This window comes from Arthrobacter zhaoguopingii (assembly GCF_009828595.1).
In the GTDB taxonomy this organism is placed as follows: Bacteria; Actinomycetota; Actinomycetes; order Actinomycetales; family Micrococcaceae; genus Arthrobacter_D; species Arthrobacter_D zhaoguopingii.
Genome location: NZ_WPNY01000002.1, coordinates 237,487 through 254,543, shown reverse-complemented (window position 1 = coordinate 254,543; position 17,057 = coordinate 237,487). Strand labels below are relative to the sequence as shown.

The following is a 17,057-nucleotide window of genomic DNA, read 5'->3' as shown; positions in this document are numbered from 1 at the left end:
CGACCCCAGCACCGTCCTGCCTGGAGGAATCAGCGGGGCCCATGCGGAAGGTGGGCGTGCTGTTTCGAGTAGGAGGCCGCGCTGCGGCTGAAGGTCCGGCTGGGGAGCTTTGCCCGAGGTCGGCGGCATGGCACAGTTGGTCGGTAAGCACTTCGAGCAGGAATGAAGGTTTCGTGGCCACCAAGTCAAGCAGCAGCCGCCCCTCGGGGAAGCCCACCGTGGTGTCCTGGCGGGAGGCGCGCCCGGCGCCCGTCGTCCTGCTCAGCGGGCCGGAGGACTACCTGGCCTCGAAAGCCTCCGAACTGATCCGCACCCAGGTGCGCACCGCCCAGCCCGGTGCCGAACTCGTCACCCTCGATGCCGCCGCCTATGGCGCCGGCAGTCTGGGGCTGCAGTCGAGCCCGTCGCTGTTCGGGGACTGGAAGATCATTGAGGTCGCCGGACTCGCCTCGATGAATGATGAATTCCTTCAGGATGCCCTCGCCTACCTCGCGGATCCGGCGCCGGACGTGGTGCTGGTGCTGCGGCACAGCGGCGGGAACCGCGGCAAGAAGCTCCTTGACGCCATTTCCGCGAGCGGCGGAGTCAGCGTCGACTGCCAGCCGCTGAAGAAGGACGCGGACAAGGCCGACTTCGTCTCTGCGGAGTTCCGGCTCGCCCGGCGCAGGATCGACGGGGACGCCGTCCGCGCCCTGGTTGCCGCCGTCGGATCGCAGCTTTCGGAACTCGCGGCGGCGTGCCACCAGCTGATCGCCGATACGGTCGGGGACGTCACGTCGGAAGCGGTGGAGAAGTACTACGGGGGCAGGGTCGAGGCGACAGGCTTCAAGGTCGCCGACGCCGCCCTCGCCGGGCGGACGGCTCAGGCCCTGTCGATGCTGCGCCATGCCCTGGCGACGGGCGCCGACCCCGTCCCGCTGGTGGCGGCCCTCGCCATGAAGGTCCGTGCCGTCGCCAAGGTCCACGGCGCGTCGGGCTCCTCCGCCCAGCTGGCCCGGTCCCTCGGAATGGCGCCGTGGCAGGTCGACCAGGCGCGCAGGGAAGCCCAGCGGTTCTCCTCCGAGTCCCTCGCCCGGTGCGTGCGCGCCCTCGCCGGCGCCGATGCCCAGGTCAAGGGCGGGTCGCGGGATCCGGTCTATGCGGTGGAACGCGCCGTCACCATCATCGCCCTCGGAGACCGCTGAGCGCCGGAGACAGCCCGGCGCCATCCTCCCGGCAGGACCCCGCCTGCCCTGGCGGCTGCTGGCCAGGGCCGTTATTGGCCGGGGCCGCGCAGGAGCGGGACCTTCAGCCTGCCGGACTCGCAGCGGGGAGGGCCGTTAAAGACCTGTGGCCGGCCCCGAGGGACCGGCCACAGGTGTGAAAACCTGGGGAACGCTTAGAGCGCGTTGACCTTCTTGGAGATGGCCGACTTGCGGTTGGCTGCGTTGTTTTTGTGCAGCACACCCTTGCTGACAGCCTTGTCGAGCTTGCGGCTGGCAGTCTGCAGTGCGGCCGCGGCGGCGTCCTTGTTCGAGGAATCCAGGGCGGTGGTTACCGCGCGGATCGCCGTCTTGAGCTCGGACTTCACCGAGTTGTTGCGCTGCCTCGCCTTTTCGCTGGTGAGGATGCGCTTCTTCTGGGACTTGATATTTGCCACGTATGAGAACTTTCTTTGTATTGCGGACTGGTCGTGAGGGAATTTCGGTCCAACCATGAACTGAGCGGCGTGGGGATACCGTGTGGCGATTGGTCCAAAGTGCCCGTCGACCTGCGCGGACACACAGCTAGCTATCTTAGCAGAGTTCGACCGGCTCTGCGGTGGGCGGTGCCCGGCGGGCCCCGTCAGGTGCGCGGGATGCGCCCGACGACGGCGTCGAATGCGGCCTTCGGAAGTACGGCACCGTTGCGCCGGATCGCCGACGGCTCGATGCGGAGGATCCGGTCCACCCGCACCTCGCTCGGGCGGCGCTTCGGATCCCAGGGTCCCGTGCCGATGTCCACGTACCGTGCGTCGGCGGAGCGCCCGTTGTTGCGGTCCCGCGACGTCAGTGCCAGGCCCAGAAGGTGCCGCCGGTCGCGCCCGATCAGCAGGACCGGACGGTCCTTGCCCTGGCGCGGGTCTTCCTCGTAGGGCACCCAGGTCCAGACGATCTCGCCCGGGTCGGGTCGGCCGTCAGGCCGCGGCGAGTACGTGAAGCGCCCGCGGGTAGGAATCCGCCGCGTGGCCGCAGGGCCCGAGGCGCCCGCCGGCGTCGTGGGGGAGGAAGCGCGCCGCAGCAGGCGCGCTGCCGCCCGGGACCATCGGAGCAGTGTGGAAGCGTCGATTCCCATGGATCCACAGTAGCGGGCCGGCCCGGTTGCCCCGGGTGCCGCGTTCGGCCGGTAAGGACAGGGCGTGGGACACTAGTAGGGCAACGGATGCCCGACGACGATCGGTCCCTTGTCAACCGTCCCGCAAGAGTGAGGAACCCACGTGTCACCCATGGCCCGCACCGCTCCGGTGCCTGCCGCCACTGATCCGGCGATCATTCGGAACTTCTGCATCATCGCTCATATCGATCATGGGAAGTCCACGCTGGCGGACAGGATGCTCCAGCTCACCGGCGCGGTGGAGCAGCGTGACATGAAGGCCCAGTACCTGGACCGGATGGATATCGAACGTGAGCGTGGCATCACGATCAAGTCCCAGGCCGTCCGGCTCCCGTGGGAGGTCGACGGCACCGCGTACGCCCTCAACATGATCGACACGCCCGGGCACGTCGACTTCACCTACGAGGTCTCCCGGTCGCTCGCTGCGTGCGAAGGCGCCATCCTGCTCGTTGACGCGGCGCAGGGCATCGAGGCGCAGACGCTCGCGAACCTGTACCTGGCGATGGAAAACAACCTCACCATCATTCCTGTGCTGAACAAGATCGACCTTCCGGCGGCACAGCCGGAGAAGTACGCAGCCGAACTGGCGAGCCTCATCGGGGGAGAGCCCGAGGACGTCCTGATGGTATCCGGGAAGACCGGCGTCGGCGTCGAGGCCCTGATGGACAAGATCGTGCGGGACCTCCCGGCGCCCACCGGTGACCCGAACGCGCCGGCGCGTGCCATGATCTTCGACTCGGTGTACGACACCTACCGCGGCGTCGTGACCTATGTGCGGGTGGTCGACGGGAAGCTCAGCCCCCGCGAGCGCATCCAGATGATGTCGACCCGGGCGAGCCACGAGCTCCTCGAGATCGGCGTCAGCTCCCCGGAGCCCAAGCCGTCCAAGGGGCTCGGCGTGGGCGAGGTCGGCTACCTGATCACCGGCGTCAAGGACGTCCGCCAGTCCAAGGTGGGCGACACCGTCACCAACCTCGCCAAGCCTGCGGCGGAGTCGCTGGGCGGCTACCAGGACCCGAAGCCGATGGTCTTCTCGGGTCTCTACCCGCTTGACGGCACGGATTATCCGGTGCTGCGCGATGCCCTCGCGAAGTTCACCCTCAACGACGCCGCCCTCGTCTACGAGCCCGAGACGTCCGCAGCGCTGGGCTTCGGTTTCCGCGTCGGCTTCCTCGGCCTGCTGCACCTTGAGATCACGCGCGAGCGCCTGGAGCGCGAGTACAACCTGGACCTGATCTCCACGGCGCCCAACGTGGAGTACGAGGTCACCCTCGAGGACAAGCGCACCCTGAAGGTCACCAACCCCAGCGAATACCCGGTGGGCAAGATCGCCGAGGTGCGCGAGCCCATGGTCTCGGCGACCATCCTGGCGCCGTCGGAGTTCGTGGGCGCCATCATGGAACTGTGCCAGCAGCGCCGCGGCGTGCTCGGCGGGATGGACTACCTTTCGGAGGACCGCGTCGAGATCCGGTACCGGCTGCCTCTGGCCGAGATCGTCTTCGACTTCTTCGACCTCCTGAAGTCCAAGACGCGCGGCTATGGCTCGCTCGACTGGAAGGCAGACGGGGACCAGGTCTCGGACCTCGTGAAGGTCGACATCCTCCTGCAGGGCGAGCAGGTCGACGCCTTCAGCGCCATCACCCACCGCGACAAGGCCTACGCCTACGGGGTCATGATGACGGGCAAGCTGCGCGAGCTCATTCCGCGCCAGCAGTTCGAGGTGCCCATCCAGGCAGCCATCGGATCGCGCATCATCGCCCGCGAAAGCATCCGGGCCATCCGCAAGGACGTCCTGGCCAAGTGCTACGGCGGCGACATCACCCGGAAGCGCAAGCTTCTCGAAAAGCAGAAGGAGGGCAAGAAGCGCATGAAGATGGTCGGGCGGGTCGAAGTACCCCAGGAGGCCTTCATCGCGGCCCTGTCCTCCGATGAGTCGAAGGACAAAGCCAAGAAGTGACGTTTGGAAACACCCCCTCCGTCCGGAGGGGATCCGGTGCCTAGCGCACTGCCCCTCGGACTCCCGGCGCCCGCTGACGGAGTTTTGCCCGAGCAAGCGCGCGAGGGCGCGGCCGGGCGGAATTTCGGACTCTATGTCCACATTCCGTTCTGCGCCGTCCGGTGCGGCTACTGCGACTTCAACACCTACACCGCCACCGAACTGGGCGGAGGGGGCTCCCAGGACCAGTACGCCGGGACCGTCCACCAGGAGCTCACCCTCGCCGGCCAGGCGCTCGATGCCTCCGGTGTGCCCCGCCGCCCGCTCTCGACGGTGTTCTTCGGCGGCGGCACCCCGACCCTGCTTCCGGCGTCGGACCTCGCCGGCATCCTCTCCGAGGCCGTGGCCCAGTGGGGCCTGGTCGAGGGTGCGGAGGTCACCACCGAGGCGAACCCCGATTCGGTGACCGAGGAATCCCTGCAGATCCTCGCGGCGGCCGGGTTTACGCGGGTGTCCTTCGGCATGCAGTCGGCGGTTCCCCACGTCCTGAAGGTCCTCGACCGGACCCATTCGCCCGAGCGGGTGCCTCAGGCCGTCGAGTGGGCGCGGCGAGCCGGCCTGAAGGTCAGCCTCGACCTGATCTACGGCACGCCGGGGGAGTCCCTCGAGGACTGGCGGCATTCGCTGACGACGGCGCTGTCCTACGGGCCGGACCACATCTCCGCCTACGCCCTCATCATCGAGGACGGGACGAAGCTCGCCGGGCGGATCCGCCGCGGCGAGGTGCCCCCGATCGACGACGACGACCACGCCGAAAAGTACGCCCTCGCGGACGAACTGCTCACCGCCGGCGGCCTCCAGTGGTATGAGGTCAGCAACTGGGCGCGCACGGCCGCCGACGAGTGCCGCCACAACCTGGCGTACTGGCGCGGAGACGACTGGTGGGGCGCAGGACCGGGCGCACACTCACACGTCGGAGGCGTCCGCTGGTGGAACGTGAAGCACCCCCGGGCCTACGCCGCGGCGCTCACGCCCGGCGCGTCTCCTGCCGCGGGCCGCGAGGTGCTGAACGATCACGACCGGTACGTCGAAGACGTCCTGCTGCGGGTGCGGCTGCGCGAGGGGCTTGCGGTCGACCGGCTTGAGCCGGCGGGACGGCACGCCATCGCCGGGCTCATCGCCGACGGCCTCATTGACGGGCCGGACGCCATCCGCGGCCGGCTGCGCCTGACGGGCAGCGGCCGGCTGATGGCCGACGCCGTCGTGCGCCGCCTCCTGCCGGACTAGGAGCGCGGGCGGGGTTTCCCGGCCGCGGCCGGGAAGTGGAACGGGTCAGCGCAGCGGACGCAGGTTCAACGCGTACCGGTAGGGCCTGCCCCGGTTGACCTGGATGCCGGCGGTCACGGAGAACACCGCAATGCCGACCCAGATCAGCGCGTTGACGACCGCGAACACCCCGCCGATCACGGGCAGCAGGGAGAGCAGCCACGCCACGAAGGCCAGGAGAGTGGGGGGAAGCGTGAAGTTCAGCGCCTCCTTCGATTCCTGGGCGGTGAAGGGGCCGCGGTCCTTGAAGATCAGATAGATCACCAGGGACGGCACAAACCCGAGAATGCCGCCGAAATGCGCCAGAGTCGCGAACTGCCGGTCCTGGGAGGCCGTGAGGGGCAGGGCCGTGGCGGGTGCCCCTTCAAAAGCAGACCGGTTTCCGCCAGTTCCGGAGTTCTGGGGTTCATCGGCAGTGTTTGGCAACGAGTTTCTTCCTTTGCAGCGCGGCGGGTTGACCCCAGGACTTCCTCTAAGGGTACTTGCTGCCGAGCGCCGGCGGCATCAGGATTCGTGAGAGCCGGCGGTGAGGAAGTCGATGACCTCCTCGACCCGGCCCAGCAGGGACGGCTCAAGGTCGGCATAGGACTTCACGCTGCCGAGGATCCGTTTCCACCCGTGGGCGACGGCGGCCTGGTCGGAGGAGGGCCAGCCGAGACCGGCGAGGATGCCCGTTTTCCAGTCCTGTCCGCGGGGGACCACCGGCCAGGCGGCGAGCCCCAGCGCACCGGGCTTGACCGCCTGCCACACATCGACGTACGGGTGGCCCACGATCAGGACGTTGCCCCCGGCGCCTGGCAGGGCCATCGCCTGCTGGGCGATCCGCGACTCCTTTGTTCCGGGCAGAAGGTGGTCCACAAGGATCCCGAGCCGCCGCTGCGGACCGGGATCGAAGGCCCGAACTGCCCCGGCGAGGTCGTCGACCCCATGGAGGGGTTCGACGACGATCCCCTCAAGCCGCAGGTCTTCACCCCACACCTTCTCCACCAGTTCGGCGTCGTGCTGGCCCTCGACCCAGATCCGGCTCGCCCGGGCGACGCGCGCCCGCGCGCCCTCGACCTTCACTGAGCCGGAGGCGGTCCGCGTCGATGACTTCACCGGTGCGGCCGAGGGGGCGACCACCTTCACCGGGGCGCCGTCGACGAGGAAACCGTGCCCCAGCCGGAAGGTCCGGCGCTTCTCGCGGCGGTCCTCGAGGACCATCACGTGCAGCCCACCGGACTTCTCCACCCGCACGACGGCGCCCACGAAGCCGCTCTGGACGTCTTCGAGGACGAGGCCGGGCTCGGCCGGAACCTCCGGCAGGACAGTGCGTTTGGGGGCGGAGATGTCCTGGGCCCCCCAGGCGAAGTCGGCCACCCTGATCTCGCTTCCGTGTGCGCCGACGCACAGTTGCTGCCGGTCTTTCCAATGCTAACAATCGTCCCGAACGTACTAGACTTAGCACTTAGGCGTGTCGAGTGCTAACCAAGGACGGGGCGCTCCGCCCAATTTCAACGCGACTGCGGAGGTGAACGAGATGAGCGAACCACGACGCCTGGAAGTGCTGCAGGCCATTGTTGAGGACTACGTGCATACCCGGGAACCGGTCGGGTCGAAGGCCCTGGTTGACCGGCACCGGCTCGGTGTCTCCTCTGCGACCATCCGGAACGACATGGCCGTGCTTGAGGAGGAGGGGCTGATCGCCGCCCCCCACACCAGCTCGGGACGCATCCCCACGGACAAGGGCTACCGGACGTTCGTTGACCGTATCTCGGACGTGAAGCCCCTCTCGGCGGCCGAGAAGCGGGCCATCCAGACGCTGCTCGAAGGCGCCGGTGACCTCGACGACGTCATGGACCGCACCGTGCGGCTGCTGGCGCAGCTGACCAACCAGGTGGCCGTGGTCCAGTTTCCCCGGCTCGGCGGTGCGGCCGTGCGGCATATCGAATTCGTGCTCCTGGCGCCCCGGCAGATCCTCGTGGTGCTGATCGCCACGAACGGCACGGTGCAGCAGCGGGTCGTCCCCGTCTCCTCGCCGATCGAGGAAGCCGAACTGGCCGAGCTCAAGCAGCGGATCCTCGCCCGGGTGGCAGGGGTGGCGCTGTCCTCCCTGCCCAAGGAGCTTGCCGCAGCGGCCGCCGTCCTGCCCCCGGCCCTCGGTGCCGCCGGAGCGGCGCTCATCTCGACCCTCGAGAGTCTCGCCGGAATGAGCCGGGAGGACCGCATTGTGATGGCGGGGACAGCGAACCTGGCCCGATCCACAGTAGACTTTCCCCTCAGTATCGGACCGGTGCTCGAAGCCCTCGAGGAGCAGGTGATCATGCTTCGGCTGCTCTCGGAGATGGAACAGGACGCCCGCGGCATCTCGGTAAGGATCGGCAGCGAGAACCCCTACGGAGGTCTTTCGGAGGCGTCGGTGGTCGCCACCGGCTACGGGCCGGACGCCACAGCGAAGCTCGGCGTCCTCGGTCCCACCCGGATGGACTATCCGGGAACGATGGCGGCGGTGCGGGCGGTCGCGAGGTACCTGTCGAGGGTCCTCGCCGACTAGCGCCAACGCCGAGCCGGATGAGCAAAGCCAAGCAAAACCAAGGCCGGAGACCAAGGCCGGATAGCAAGGGCTGATAAACGACGTCGGCCGGGCCCGGGTGCCGGGCCTGCAGGTACGTCGGTCAGCCGAACAGCGTGTTCTACAGGAAGAGATGTGCAGGAGTGAGTAATCACTATGAGGCGCTCGGTGTGTCGCAGGGCGCGAGCAGCGAGGAAATCAAGAAGGCCTACCGGAAGCTCGCGCGCAAGCTCCACCCGGATGTGAACCCGGGCACGGATGCCTCCGAGGAGTTCAAGCGCGTCAGCCACGCCTACGAGGTGCTCTCCGACCCGCAGAAGCGGCGGGTCTACGACACCACCGGCAACGAGAACGGAACCGACAACGGCTTCGGCTCGGGCTACTCCGGCTCCGGATTCGCCTTCCAGGACATCTTCGAGACCTTCTTCGGAGGCGGCGGCCCCAGCGGCCCGCCCTCGCGCACCCGCCGGGGCCAGGATGCACTGATCAACGTGCGGATCGACCTCAAGGACGCCGTCTTCGGCATCAACAAGAAGATCGAGGTCGATACCGCGGCCGTCTGCCCCACCTGCGACGGGACCTGCTGCCAGCCCGGCACCTCACCGCAGACCTGCGACATCTGCGGCGGCTCGGGCCAGGTCCAGCGGGCCGTGCGTTCCATCCTCGGCCAGGTCATGACGAGCGCCCCCTGCGGCACCTGCCAGGGTTTCGGCACCGTCATCCCCCATCCCTGCCACGAGTGCAAGGGCGAGGGCCGTATCCGTGCCCGCCGCAGCCTGACCATCAAAATCCCGGCCGGCGTCTCGACCGGCACCCGGATCCAGCTCAGCGGCCAGGGCGAGGCCGGCACCGCCGGCGGCCCGCAGGGCGACCTCTACATCGAAATCCGGGTCAACACCGACAGCACCTTCCTGCGCGACGGCGATGACCTCCATGTCACCATGAGCGTCCCGATGACGGCGGCTGCCCTGGGCACCACGGTCACCCTCGACACCTTCGACGGCGAGCAGGAGCTCGCCATCAAGCCGGGCACCCAGTCCGGGGAGGTCCTCACCCTCCGACACCTCGGAGTGACCCACCTGCGCGGGCAGGGACGCGGAGACCTCCAGGTCCACCTCAATGTGGAGACCCCCCGCAACGTCGACGCCGCCCAGGAGGAGCTGCTGCGCCGCCTCGCCGAGCTGCGGGGCGAGGAGTCGACCGAGGGCCAGCTGGCCAGCAGCGGTTCCGGGGTCTTCGCCCGGCTGCGGGAGCGGCTGGGGAACCTCTAGCAGTGACCTATCCGCTGTTCTTCGGGGAGGCCGCCGCCGTGCGGTCCGCCCGCGTAGGCTCGGTCTTCGTCCTCGGCGGCGACGAGGGGCGCCACGCCACGACGGTGCGCCGCCTGGCGCCGGGTGAGTGGGTCGACGTGGCCGACGGCGCCGGGTTCCGGCTCCGGGGCACCGTCACCGACGGGAGCGCGGGCACGCTTGCGGTCCGCGTCGAGTCCGCCGGACAGGAGGAGGCTCCACGGGAGCAGCTGGTGCTGATCCAGGCCCTGGCGAAGGGCGACCGTGACGAGCAGGCCATCGAGGCCGCCACCGAGCTCGGAGTCGATGCTGTCGTGCCGTGGCAGGCCGAGCGGAGCATCGTGAGGTGGCGGGCCGAGAAAGCGGTCAAGGGGCAGCGGAAGTGGGAGGCGGTCGTCGCCGGTGCGGCCAAGCAGTCCCGGCGGGCGTGGATTCCCGAGGTGCATCCGATGCTGGACTCGACCCGGCTCCCGGCCTGGTCCACACGTTTCGACCGGGTGTTCGTGCTCTCGGAAACCGCAGGAGAGGGCCTGGCCCGGCTCGCGGCCGGCCCGTCCCACGGCGGCACGACGGCGGTCATTGTCGGGCCCGAGGGCGGGATCAGTGAGCGCGAGCTGCTGGCCCTGCAGGAGTCAGGAGCGTCCGCCGCCAGGCTGGGGCCGCACGTCCTGCGTTCCTCCTCGGCCGGTCCCGCCGCGCTCGTGCTGCTGAACCACCTGCTCGGCCGCTGGTAGGGGCAGGACCGCGCCGGTCGTTCACTTGATCTCGATGGTCTTCGTGTCAGCGAATTCCTCGGCGTCGCCGGCGCCGAGGCGGAACACCGCAATCTCGTAGCGCCCGGGTGGCAGCGCGACCGTGAACTCGTACTCGCCGGTGGTGCCCGGGGAGCCGTCCAGCTCGGCCTTGCCTTCCTTCACCGTCGCCCCTGGCACGCGCTGGCCCTGGGCGGGCGTGACTCCGCCCTTGAGTCTGTCAAGGGAGGTGATCCGCCAGTTCAGCGTGAACGAATCAGACCGGCCGGAGCCCGACACGACGACGGTCGAAGGGTCACGGACGTCGCCGTCCTGCGGATTGGTGATCCACACCGGCGCGACCAGGGACGGGTCGCGGCGCAGCTCGCCGTCGAGGGCCGCCCCGGCGGGACCGCTGGAGCCCGCCTTGCCGTCGACGAGCAGCACCACGCTGCTCGTCTCCCCGGCGCCAATCAGGCCGGCGTTGGCAGCCGCGGCCGTGGCGGTGAAGACAAGCTGCTGGATGGCGAGATGGGCCCGGGAGCTGTGGAGCCCCGGCCGGAACGCGTCAGCGGACAGGTCGACGGTGATGACGTTCCGCGCGGAGATCGACGTCGTCACCATGGAGGCCGGCTCCCAGAGGGTGTGGAAGTCGGGGTCGAAGGGGCGGCCGGTGGTCATCAGGCGCACCGCGTCGGCGATGGGGTCTCCGACGCTCTCCGGCGCCATCTCACTGGTGAACTCGCGGTACAGCAAGGCCGATCCGCTGCTGTCCCCCACCCAGTACACCGGCAGGATGCCATCGGAACCGACCTGCTCGTCCGACGCGCTGCCCGCTTCGGCAAGCGGCCCGGCCGGCAGGACGTTCGAGGACCCGGACTGAGGGGGAGCCGGGGGATCGGGGGTGCAGGCCGGCAGGAGCAGCACGCTGGTGCACAGCAGGACGCCGGCTGCGGGAACGAGGAGGCCGAGGCGGTTCCGTCGAAGGGGATCCCGTCGTTTCATGCGGGGACCTCCTTCACCGATCGGTATGCCGTGCGCCGCTCCGGTGAAGCCGATGTATGGCACGGACTGCGGGTTTCTGCGCCGGTTCCCAATGGGACGGCGTGTACATCAAGCGTTGCACAGCGAAAGGCCGCGGAACCCTCTGAGACGGTCCATTGCGAGGACTGAAACAGGATCGATACCTAGATGTTGTCGAGTTGGTATGTTCGCTCCGGGCTGCGCGCCCGCGCCCCTGCCCGGCCCACAAGACGGTCACCGCCTCCACACCATGACGTAAGATTAGGGAGCGGGCGAGCATGCTCCGCCGGAGCTGGGACACCGGAACCGGTGGGCTGCGGAGCCCGCAGCAGGGGCGGAATCCATAACAGCGCGGGGCACCAGCAGCCGTAGCGGACGACAGCGACAAGGGGCGATTGAAGGCCGTACGGCCGTACTATGAGCGAATCTTCAACCGGCATAAACGCAGCAGGGCTCGATACGAGGGTTGTGCATTTCGACTCCGGTGAACAGATGGTGCAGGCCTTGGGCACCAATGACGAAGCGCTCAAGCTTATTGAGGCGACCTTTCCCGGGATCAACCTCCAGGCCCGCGGGAACGAGCTGTCCATCACCGGGCCCGCCGCCGACGTCCTGCGCACCGAGCGGCTGATGTTTGAGGTCCGCACCATGGCCCTCAACAACACGGTGGTCAATCCACAGGTGCTCGAACAGCTCATCACGATGCTTCGGACCCAGAGCGTGGGCCGGCCCTCGGATGTGCTCTCGATGAACATCCTCTCCTCTCGCGGACGGACGATCCGGCCGAAAACCCTGAACCAGAAGAGCTACGTCGACGCCATCGACCGCAACACCATCGTGTTCGGCATCGGACCGGCAGGCACCGGCAAGACCTACCTCGCCATGGCGAAGGCCGTCCAGGCCCTGCAGCAGAAGGAAGTCAACCGGATCATCCTGACGCGCCCGGCGGTCGAGGCGGGGGAGCGGCTCGGCTTCCTCCCTGGAACGCTCAACGACAAGATCGACCCGTACCTGCGCCCACTTTACGACGCGCTCCACGACATGATCGACCCCGATTCCATCCCGCGGCTCATGGCCGCCGGGACCATTGAGGTGGCACCCCTGGCCTACATGCGCGGCCGGACCCTCAATGACGCGTTCATCATCCTCGACGAGGCGCAGAACACCACGCCCGAGCAGATGAAGATGTTCCTCACCCGCCTGGGCTTCGGATCGAAGATGGTCGTCACGGGCGACGTCACCCAGGTCGACCTTCCCGGCGGCACCAAGTCGGGCCTGCGCATTGTCAACGACATCCTCCGGGGGGTCGACGACGTGTTCTTCAGCGAGCTCGACGCCACCGACGTCGTCCGGCACCGCCTCGTCGGCGACATCGTCAGCGCCTACAGCCGCTGGGACGAAGCGCAGACGGCCGATCGGGAGGCGGCTGCCGACGGTGCGGTGGCCTCGGTGCGCCGCGCCAGGGCGGGGACCAAATGAGCATCGAGGTCAACAACGAGTCCGGTGTCGCGGTCGATGAGGAATCGCTGGTTCGGCTTGGGAACTTCCTGATCGACAGCCTGTTCGTCCACCCTGACGCCGACCTGTCGATCATCCTGGTGGACACCGAGGCGATGGAGCGCCTCCACATCGAGTGGATGGACGAACCCGGCCCCACCGACGTGCTCTCCTTCCCGATGGATGAGCTGCGCCCGGGCACGCCGGGCCGGATCACCCCGGCAGGGGTGCTCGGCGATGTCGTGCTGTGCCCGGAGGTCGCCAAGTCGCAGGCCGCCGCCGCGGGCCACACCACCAAGGAGGAGCTGCTGCTCCTGACCACCCACGGCATGCTCCACCTGCTGGGGTACGACCACGCCGAACCCGAGGAGGAGAAGGAGATGTTCGGGCTGCAGCGCCAGCTCCTCAGCGACTTCCTCGGCCGGCAGGCTCCGCGGGAGACCCGGGCTTGATCATCGGGATCCTTGCCGTCATGGCGCTGGTCTTCCTGTGCGTGGCGGCGCTCGTGACCGCTGCCGAGGCGGCCTTCACCTACCTGCCGCGGCACGAGGGGGAGACGCTCGTCTCCGAATCGCGCAGTTCGGCGCTGCGGGGAATCCTCGCCTCGCCCGCTGCGCACATGCACGCGCTGCGGTTCTGGCGGGTCTGGTTCGAGATGGCCGGAGCGGTGGCCGTGGCCATCCTCTTCCACGATGTGCTGGACAACGTGTGGCTGGCCGGCCTGCTCGCCACCGCAGTGATGGCCGCCGTCGGGTTCGTCCTCGTCGGCGTCTCTCCGCGTCAGTTCGGGCGCGCCCACGCCACGGCCGTCGTGCAGTTCACCGCCGGTTTCGTCGCCTTCCTCTGCGGCATCCTCGGCCCGGTGCCGCGCTGGTTCGTCGCCATCGGCAGCCTGGTGACCCCCGGCGCACCCCGCGACGACGCCGCGTTCTTCACCGAAGAGGAGTTCCGCGAGATGCTCACGCGGGCGTCCGATGCCGAAATGATCGAGGACAGCGAGGCCGAACTGATCCACTCGGTGTTCGAACTCGGGGACACCAAGGTCCGCTCGGTGATGGTTCCGCGGACCGACATGGTCTCCCTGGAGAGCGGTTCGAGCCTCGACGAGGCCCTGTCCCTGTTCCTTCACTCCGGGTACTCCCGGGTGCCCGTGATCGGGGAGGACTCCGATGACATCCGCGGCATCCTCTACCTCAAGGATGTCGTGGCCGAGCTGCATGGCCGGGCCCCGGAGCGGCAGAGCCGCACCGTTGACGGCATCTGCCGGGAGGCGCGCTATGTTCCCGAGTCCAAGCCGGTCGGGGACTTCCTGCAGGAGCTGCAGCGGGAGTCGACCCACGTGGCCATCGTCATCGACGAATACGGCGGAACCGCCGGGTTGGTGACCCTTGAGGACCTGATCGAGGAAATCGTCGGGGAGATCGTCGACGAGTACGACTCGGAGGTGCCCGAACAGGAACAGCTGCCGGACGGCGGCTACCGTGTCAGCGCCCGCATGGGCATCGATGACCTGGGCGAGCTTTTCGGCGTCGAACTCGAGGACGAGGAGGTCGACACCGTCGGTGGACTTCTCGCCAAGACGCTGGGGAAGGTGCCGATTGTCGGCAGTGAGGTCACAATTGAAGGTATCGGCCTGCGGGCCGAGCGGCTTGAAGGCCGGCGGAACAGGGTTTCACACATCATCGCCTTCGCGCGGGACAACGACCGCGGCGGGGATTTGCAGATCGACGAACAGGAAACGGCGGAAGAATATGAGCGGCGATAAGCACCGGGCGGGATTCGTGTCCCTGGTGGGGCGGCCGAACGCCGGAAAGTCAACGCTGACCAACGCGCTGGTGGGGCAGAAGGTCGCGATCACCTCGGCCAAGCCGCAGACCACCCGCCACACCATCCGCGGCATCGTCACCCGGGAGGACTCGCAGATCGTCCTCGTCGACACCCCCGGCCTGCACCGTCCGCGGACCCTGCTGGGCCAGCGGCTCAACGACCTGGTGGCGGACACCCTCGCCGAGGTCGACGCCGTCGGCTTCTGCATTCCCGCCAATGAGAAGATCGGGCCCGGCGACCGGTTCATCGCCCAGCAGCTCGCCCGGCTGAACCGCAAGCCCCTCATCGCCGTCGTCACCAAGACGGACCTCGTCGACCGCGCGGCGCTCACCGAGCAGCTTCTGGCCGTGGCGGCCCTGGGCACCGAGGTCGTGGGCCCCGAGGGCTGGGCCGACGTCGTCCCGGTGTCGGCCGCCGACGGGTACCAGGTCGATACTGTCGCCGACGTCTTCAGCAAGCACATGCCCGAGTCGCCGGTGCTGTATCCGGGCGGGGAGCTGACCGACGAGCCGGAGGCAGTGATGATCGCCGAGCTCGTCCGGGAGGCCGCGCTCGAGGGGGTGCGGGACGAACTGCCCCACTCGCTGGCCGTCGTCGTCGAGGAGATGATCCCCCGGGAGGGCCGCAGCGAGGACAACCCGCTGCTGGACATCCATGTCAACCTCTATGTCGAGCGCCCCTCGCAAAAGGCCATCATCATCGGCAAGGGCGGCGCCCGGCTCCGGGAGGTCGGCACCAACGCCCGGCGCGGCATCGAGGCGCTGCTGGGCACGAGGGTCTACCTCGACCTCCACGTCAAGATCGCCAAGGACTGGCAGCGGGACCCGAAGCAGCTGGTCCGGCTCGGATTCTGACCGGGCTCACTTCTGACCGGGCACGCCCCGGCCTAAACTCTCGTTGGTCCTGTAGGACCTCTGGTGGCGCACGGCGCCGCCCGTACTATTCTGAGCCCAAGGAGGCTGTATCCGTGAGTGAACAAAGCGGTTTATCGGCGCCGGGTCCGGCCGGCCCGCCGCCCGTCCGGCACCTGCGCCGGTCCAAGGGCCGGCGGGCGCTGCAGGCGGCTGCCTTTGCACTCTCCGCGATGCTCCTCGCAGCGGCGGCCTTCGCCGCGGTCCAGGTCTTCCGTCTTCAGTCCAATGTGGAGACGCAGCCGCTGAACCTCGGCGCCGACCGGGAGGATAAACTGCCTGTCGACCTCAGCACCGACCCCGTTCAGATCCTTATTCTCGGCAGCGACACCCGCACCGGCAACAGCGGCGAGTTCATCGGGGGAGAGGACCTCTCCTCCGGCAGCGGCAACTCGGACGTGATGCTGCTGGTGAACCTCTCGGCCGACCGTTCGAGCGTCTCGGTGGTCAGCCTGCCGCGCGATCTCCTGGTTCCCCTGCCCAGCTGCGAGGATCCGGAGACCGGTGAACCGTCCCCGGCCATGGATCTGGGCCAGTTGAACACGGCACTGAACTCCGGCGGACCGGGCTGCACCGTTGCCGCCGTCAATGAGCTCACCGGGCTCAGCGTCGACCACTTCATGAACGCAGACTTCAACGCGGTGAAGGAGCTGTCCAAGGCCGTCGGCGGCGTCGAGGTCTGCGTCACCGAGCCCGTCGAGGACGAGTACTCCGGGCTGAGCCTGCCCGCCGGCACCAGCGAGGTGGAAGGCGACCAGGCGCTGGCGTTCCTGCGGACCCGCCACGGGTTCGGCGACGGCGGGGATGAGGGCCGCATCCGCGCCCAGCAGTCATTCATGGCGTCCCTGGCCCGGAAGGTCCAGGCCGAGGGAACCCTGACCAACCTGCCCCGCCTCTACTCGATTGCCGAGACCCTCACGAAGAACCTCACCGTCGACGAGGGCCTGTCCCAGGTCACCGAGATCCTCAAACTGGCCGACCGCGTGAAGAACGTCGACCTGGCCGATATCGCCTTCGTGACGCTTCCGACGATCCCATGGGACCAGGATCCGAACCGGCTGGTCCTCGATCCCGGGCCCGCCGAGGAGCTGTTCGCGGCCCTGCGCGAGGACCGCAGCCTCACCGGCCCGGAACCCACGGCCTCAGCGTCGCCGGAGGCCGGGACCGCCCCTGCCGCCCCGCCGGCCTCACCGGCCGCCCCCGAGGCCCCGGCGTCTCCGGAGGCTCCGGCGATCGACCCGGCTTTGGTGCCCCTGCTTGTAGTCAACGGCACCGACAATCCCGACCGGGCCGGGGACCTGCAGCAGATCCTCCGCGGGGAGGGCTACACGCTGGCCAACACGAGGCAGTCGACCGAAATCCCGTCCACCCAGGTGGTCTACGGGCCGGGGTACGAAGCGGCGGCGGCGGAACTCGCGACCCGGTTCGGGATCGCCGACGTCCAGCTCGTGCCCAGCGCCGCGGTCACCGGCATCGAGCTGTCGGTCGGCGCCGACTTCGCCTCAGGGTCGAGGGTCGCCTCGGCGGGCCTCGACAACGGCCTGAAGGGCCAGACGGCCGAGCAGGCCACCTGCCAGGCGGCCTCCGGACTCTAGGACGGGATCGCGCGGCACC

At 68.7% G+C, this 17,057-nt stretch carries 16 protein-coding genes; 11 read left to right on the top strand and 5 right to left on the bottom strand.

Features of this window, described 5'->3' with window-relative positions:
* Positions 1-173: 173 nt before the first annotated feature.
* Complete coding sequence (holA, locus tag GVV86_RS03625; protein WP_246669862.1) at positions 174-1,184, top strand: DNA polymerase III subunit delta; 1,011 nt, start codon at positions 174-176, stop codon at positions 1,182-1,184.
* A gap of 194 nt (positions 1,185-1,378) precedes the next feature.
* On the opposite strand, the gene rpsT is transcribed toward holA, so the two are convergent.
* Positions 1,379-1,639: a 30S ribosomal protein S20 gene (gene rpsT, locus GVV86_RS03620; protein ID WP_159616719.1), complete on the bottom strand. Its 261-nt coding sequence runs from the start codon at positions 1,637-1,639 to the stop codon at positions 1,379-1,381.
* A 185-nt stretch (positions 1,640-1,824) separates the two neighbouring features.
* Positions 1,825-2,313 carry a type II toxin-antitoxin system PemK/MazF family toxin gene (locus GVV86_RS03615; RefSeq protein ID WP_159616717.1) on the bottom strand — a complete coding sequence of 163 codons (489 nt, stop codon included), beginning with the start codon at positions 2,311-2,313 and terminating at the stop codon, positions 1,825-1,827.
* Positions 2,314-2,455: 142 nt separating this feature from the next.
* On the opposite strand from GVV86_RS03615, the gene lepA reads away from it, so the two are divergent.
* Positions 2,456-4,309 carry a translation elongation factor 4 gene (gene lepA, locus GVV86_RS03610; protein WP_201291343.1) on the top strand — a complete coding sequence of 618 codons (1,854 nt, stop codon included), beginning with the start codon at positions 2,456-2,458 and terminating at the stop codon, positions 4,307-4,309.
* Between the two features lie 36 nt (positions 4,310-4,345).
* Positions 4,346-5,575 (top strand): radical SAM family heme chaperone HemW, encoded by a 1,230-nt coding sequence (gene hemW / locus GVV86_RS03605; RefSeq protein ID WP_159801445.1) that lies wholly within the window; start codon positions 4,346-4,348, stop codon positions 5,573-5,575.
* A gap of 45 nt (positions 5,576-5,620) precedes the next feature.
* On the opposite strand, the gene GVV86_RS03600 is transcribed toward hemW, so the two are convergent.
* Both GVV86_RS03600 and GVV86_RS03595 read right to left on the bottom strand, forming a co-directional pair.
* Positions 5,621-6,040 carry a DUF4870 domain-containing protein gene (locus GVV86_RS03600; RefSeq protein WP_159616713.1) on the bottom strand — a complete coding sequence of 140 codons (420 nt, stop codon included), beginning with the start codon at positions 6,038-6,040 and terminating at the stop codon, positions 5,621-5,623.
* A 78-nt stretch (positions 6,041-6,118) separates the two neighbouring features.
* Positions 6,119-6,973 (bottom strand): DUF3097 domain-containing protein, encoded by an 855-nt coding sequence (locus GVV86_RS03595; RefSeq protein WP_159616711.1) that lies wholly within the window; start codon positions 6,971-6,973, stop codon positions 6,119-6,121.
* A 160-nt stretch (positions 6,974-7,133) separates the two neighbouring features.
* On the opposite strand from GVV86_RS03595, the gene hrcA reads away from it, so the two are divergent.
* The 3 genes from hrcA (at position 7,134) to GVV86_RS03580 (ending at position 10,188) form a co-directional block, all read left to right on the top strand.
* Positions 7,134-8,147 (top strand): heat-inducible transcriptional repressor HrcA, encoded by a 1,014-nt coding sequence (gene hrcA / locus GVV86_RS03590; RefSeq protein ID WP_159616709.1) that lies wholly within the window; start codon positions 7,134-7,136, stop codon positions 8,145-8,147.
* Between the two features lie 161 nt (positions 8,148-8,308).
* The gene (gene dnaJ / locus GVV86_RS03585) at positions 8,309-9,436 is read left to right on the top strand and encodes a molecular chaperone DnaJ (protein ID WP_159616707.1); all 1,128 of its coding nucleotides are present in this window, start codon (positions 8,309-8,311) and stop codon (positions 9,434-9,436) included.
* A gap of 2 nt (positions 9,437-9,438) precedes the next feature.
* Positions 9,439-10,188, top strand: coding sequence for a 16S rRNA (uracil(1498)-N(3))-methyltransferase (locus GVV86_RS03580; RefSeq protein WP_159616705.1), 750 nt, complete (start codon positions 9,439-9,441; stop codon positions 10,186-10,188).
* A 21-nt stretch (positions 10,189-10,209) separates the two neighbouring features.
* On the opposite strand, the gene GVV86_RS03575 is transcribed toward GVV86_RS03580, so the two are convergent.
* Positions 10,210-11,190: a GerMN domain-containing protein gene (locus GVV86_RS03575; RefSeq protein WP_159801443.1), complete on the bottom strand. Its 981-nt coding sequence runs from the start codon at positions 11,188-11,190 to the stop codon at positions 10,210-10,212.
* A 435-nt stretch (positions 11,191-11,625) separates the two neighbouring features.
* Between GVV86_RS03575 and GVV86_RS03570 the strand changes: the two genes are divergently transcribed.
* The 5 genes from GVV86_RS03570 to GVV86_RS03550 all read left to right on the top strand — a co-directional run bounded on the left by GVV86_RS03570 (position 11,626) and on the right by GVV86_RS03550 (position 17,038).
* Positions 11,626-12,687: a PhoH family protein gene (locus GVV86_RS03570; RefSeq protein WP_159616701.1), complete on the top strand. Its 1,062-nt coding sequence runs from the start codon at positions 11,626-11,628 to the stop codon at positions 12,685-12,687.
* On the top strand, positions 12,684-13,157 hold the full coding sequence (gene ybeY / locus GVV86_RS03565) for an rRNA maturation RNase YbeY (protein ID WP_159801441.1): 474 nt from the start codon (positions 12,684-12,686) through the stop codon (positions 13,155-13,157). The genes GVV86_RS03570 and ybeY overlap by 4 nt, the downstream gene beginning before the upstream one ends.
* 20 nt (positions 13,158-13,177) lie before the next feature.
* A complete protein-coding gene (locus GVV86_RS03560; RefSeq protein WP_425483341.1) occupies positions 13,178-14,470 on the top strand; it encodes a hemolysin family protein in 1,293 nt (430 codons plus the stop codon).
* Entirely contained in the window at positions 14,457-15,386 is a 930-nt protein-coding gene (era, locus tag GVV86_RS03555) for a GTPase Era (protein WP_120165494.1), read from the top strand. The genes GVV86_RS03560 and era overlap by 14 nt, the downstream gene beginning before the upstream one ends.
* 113 nt (positions 15,387-15,499) lie before the next feature.
* On the top strand, positions 15,500-17,038 hold the full coding sequence (locus GVV86_RS03550; RefSeq protein WP_159801439.1) for an LCP family protein: 1,539 nt from the start codon (positions 15,500-15,502) through the stop codon (positions 17,036-17,038).
* Positions 17,039-17,057: the final 19 nt, after the last annotated feature.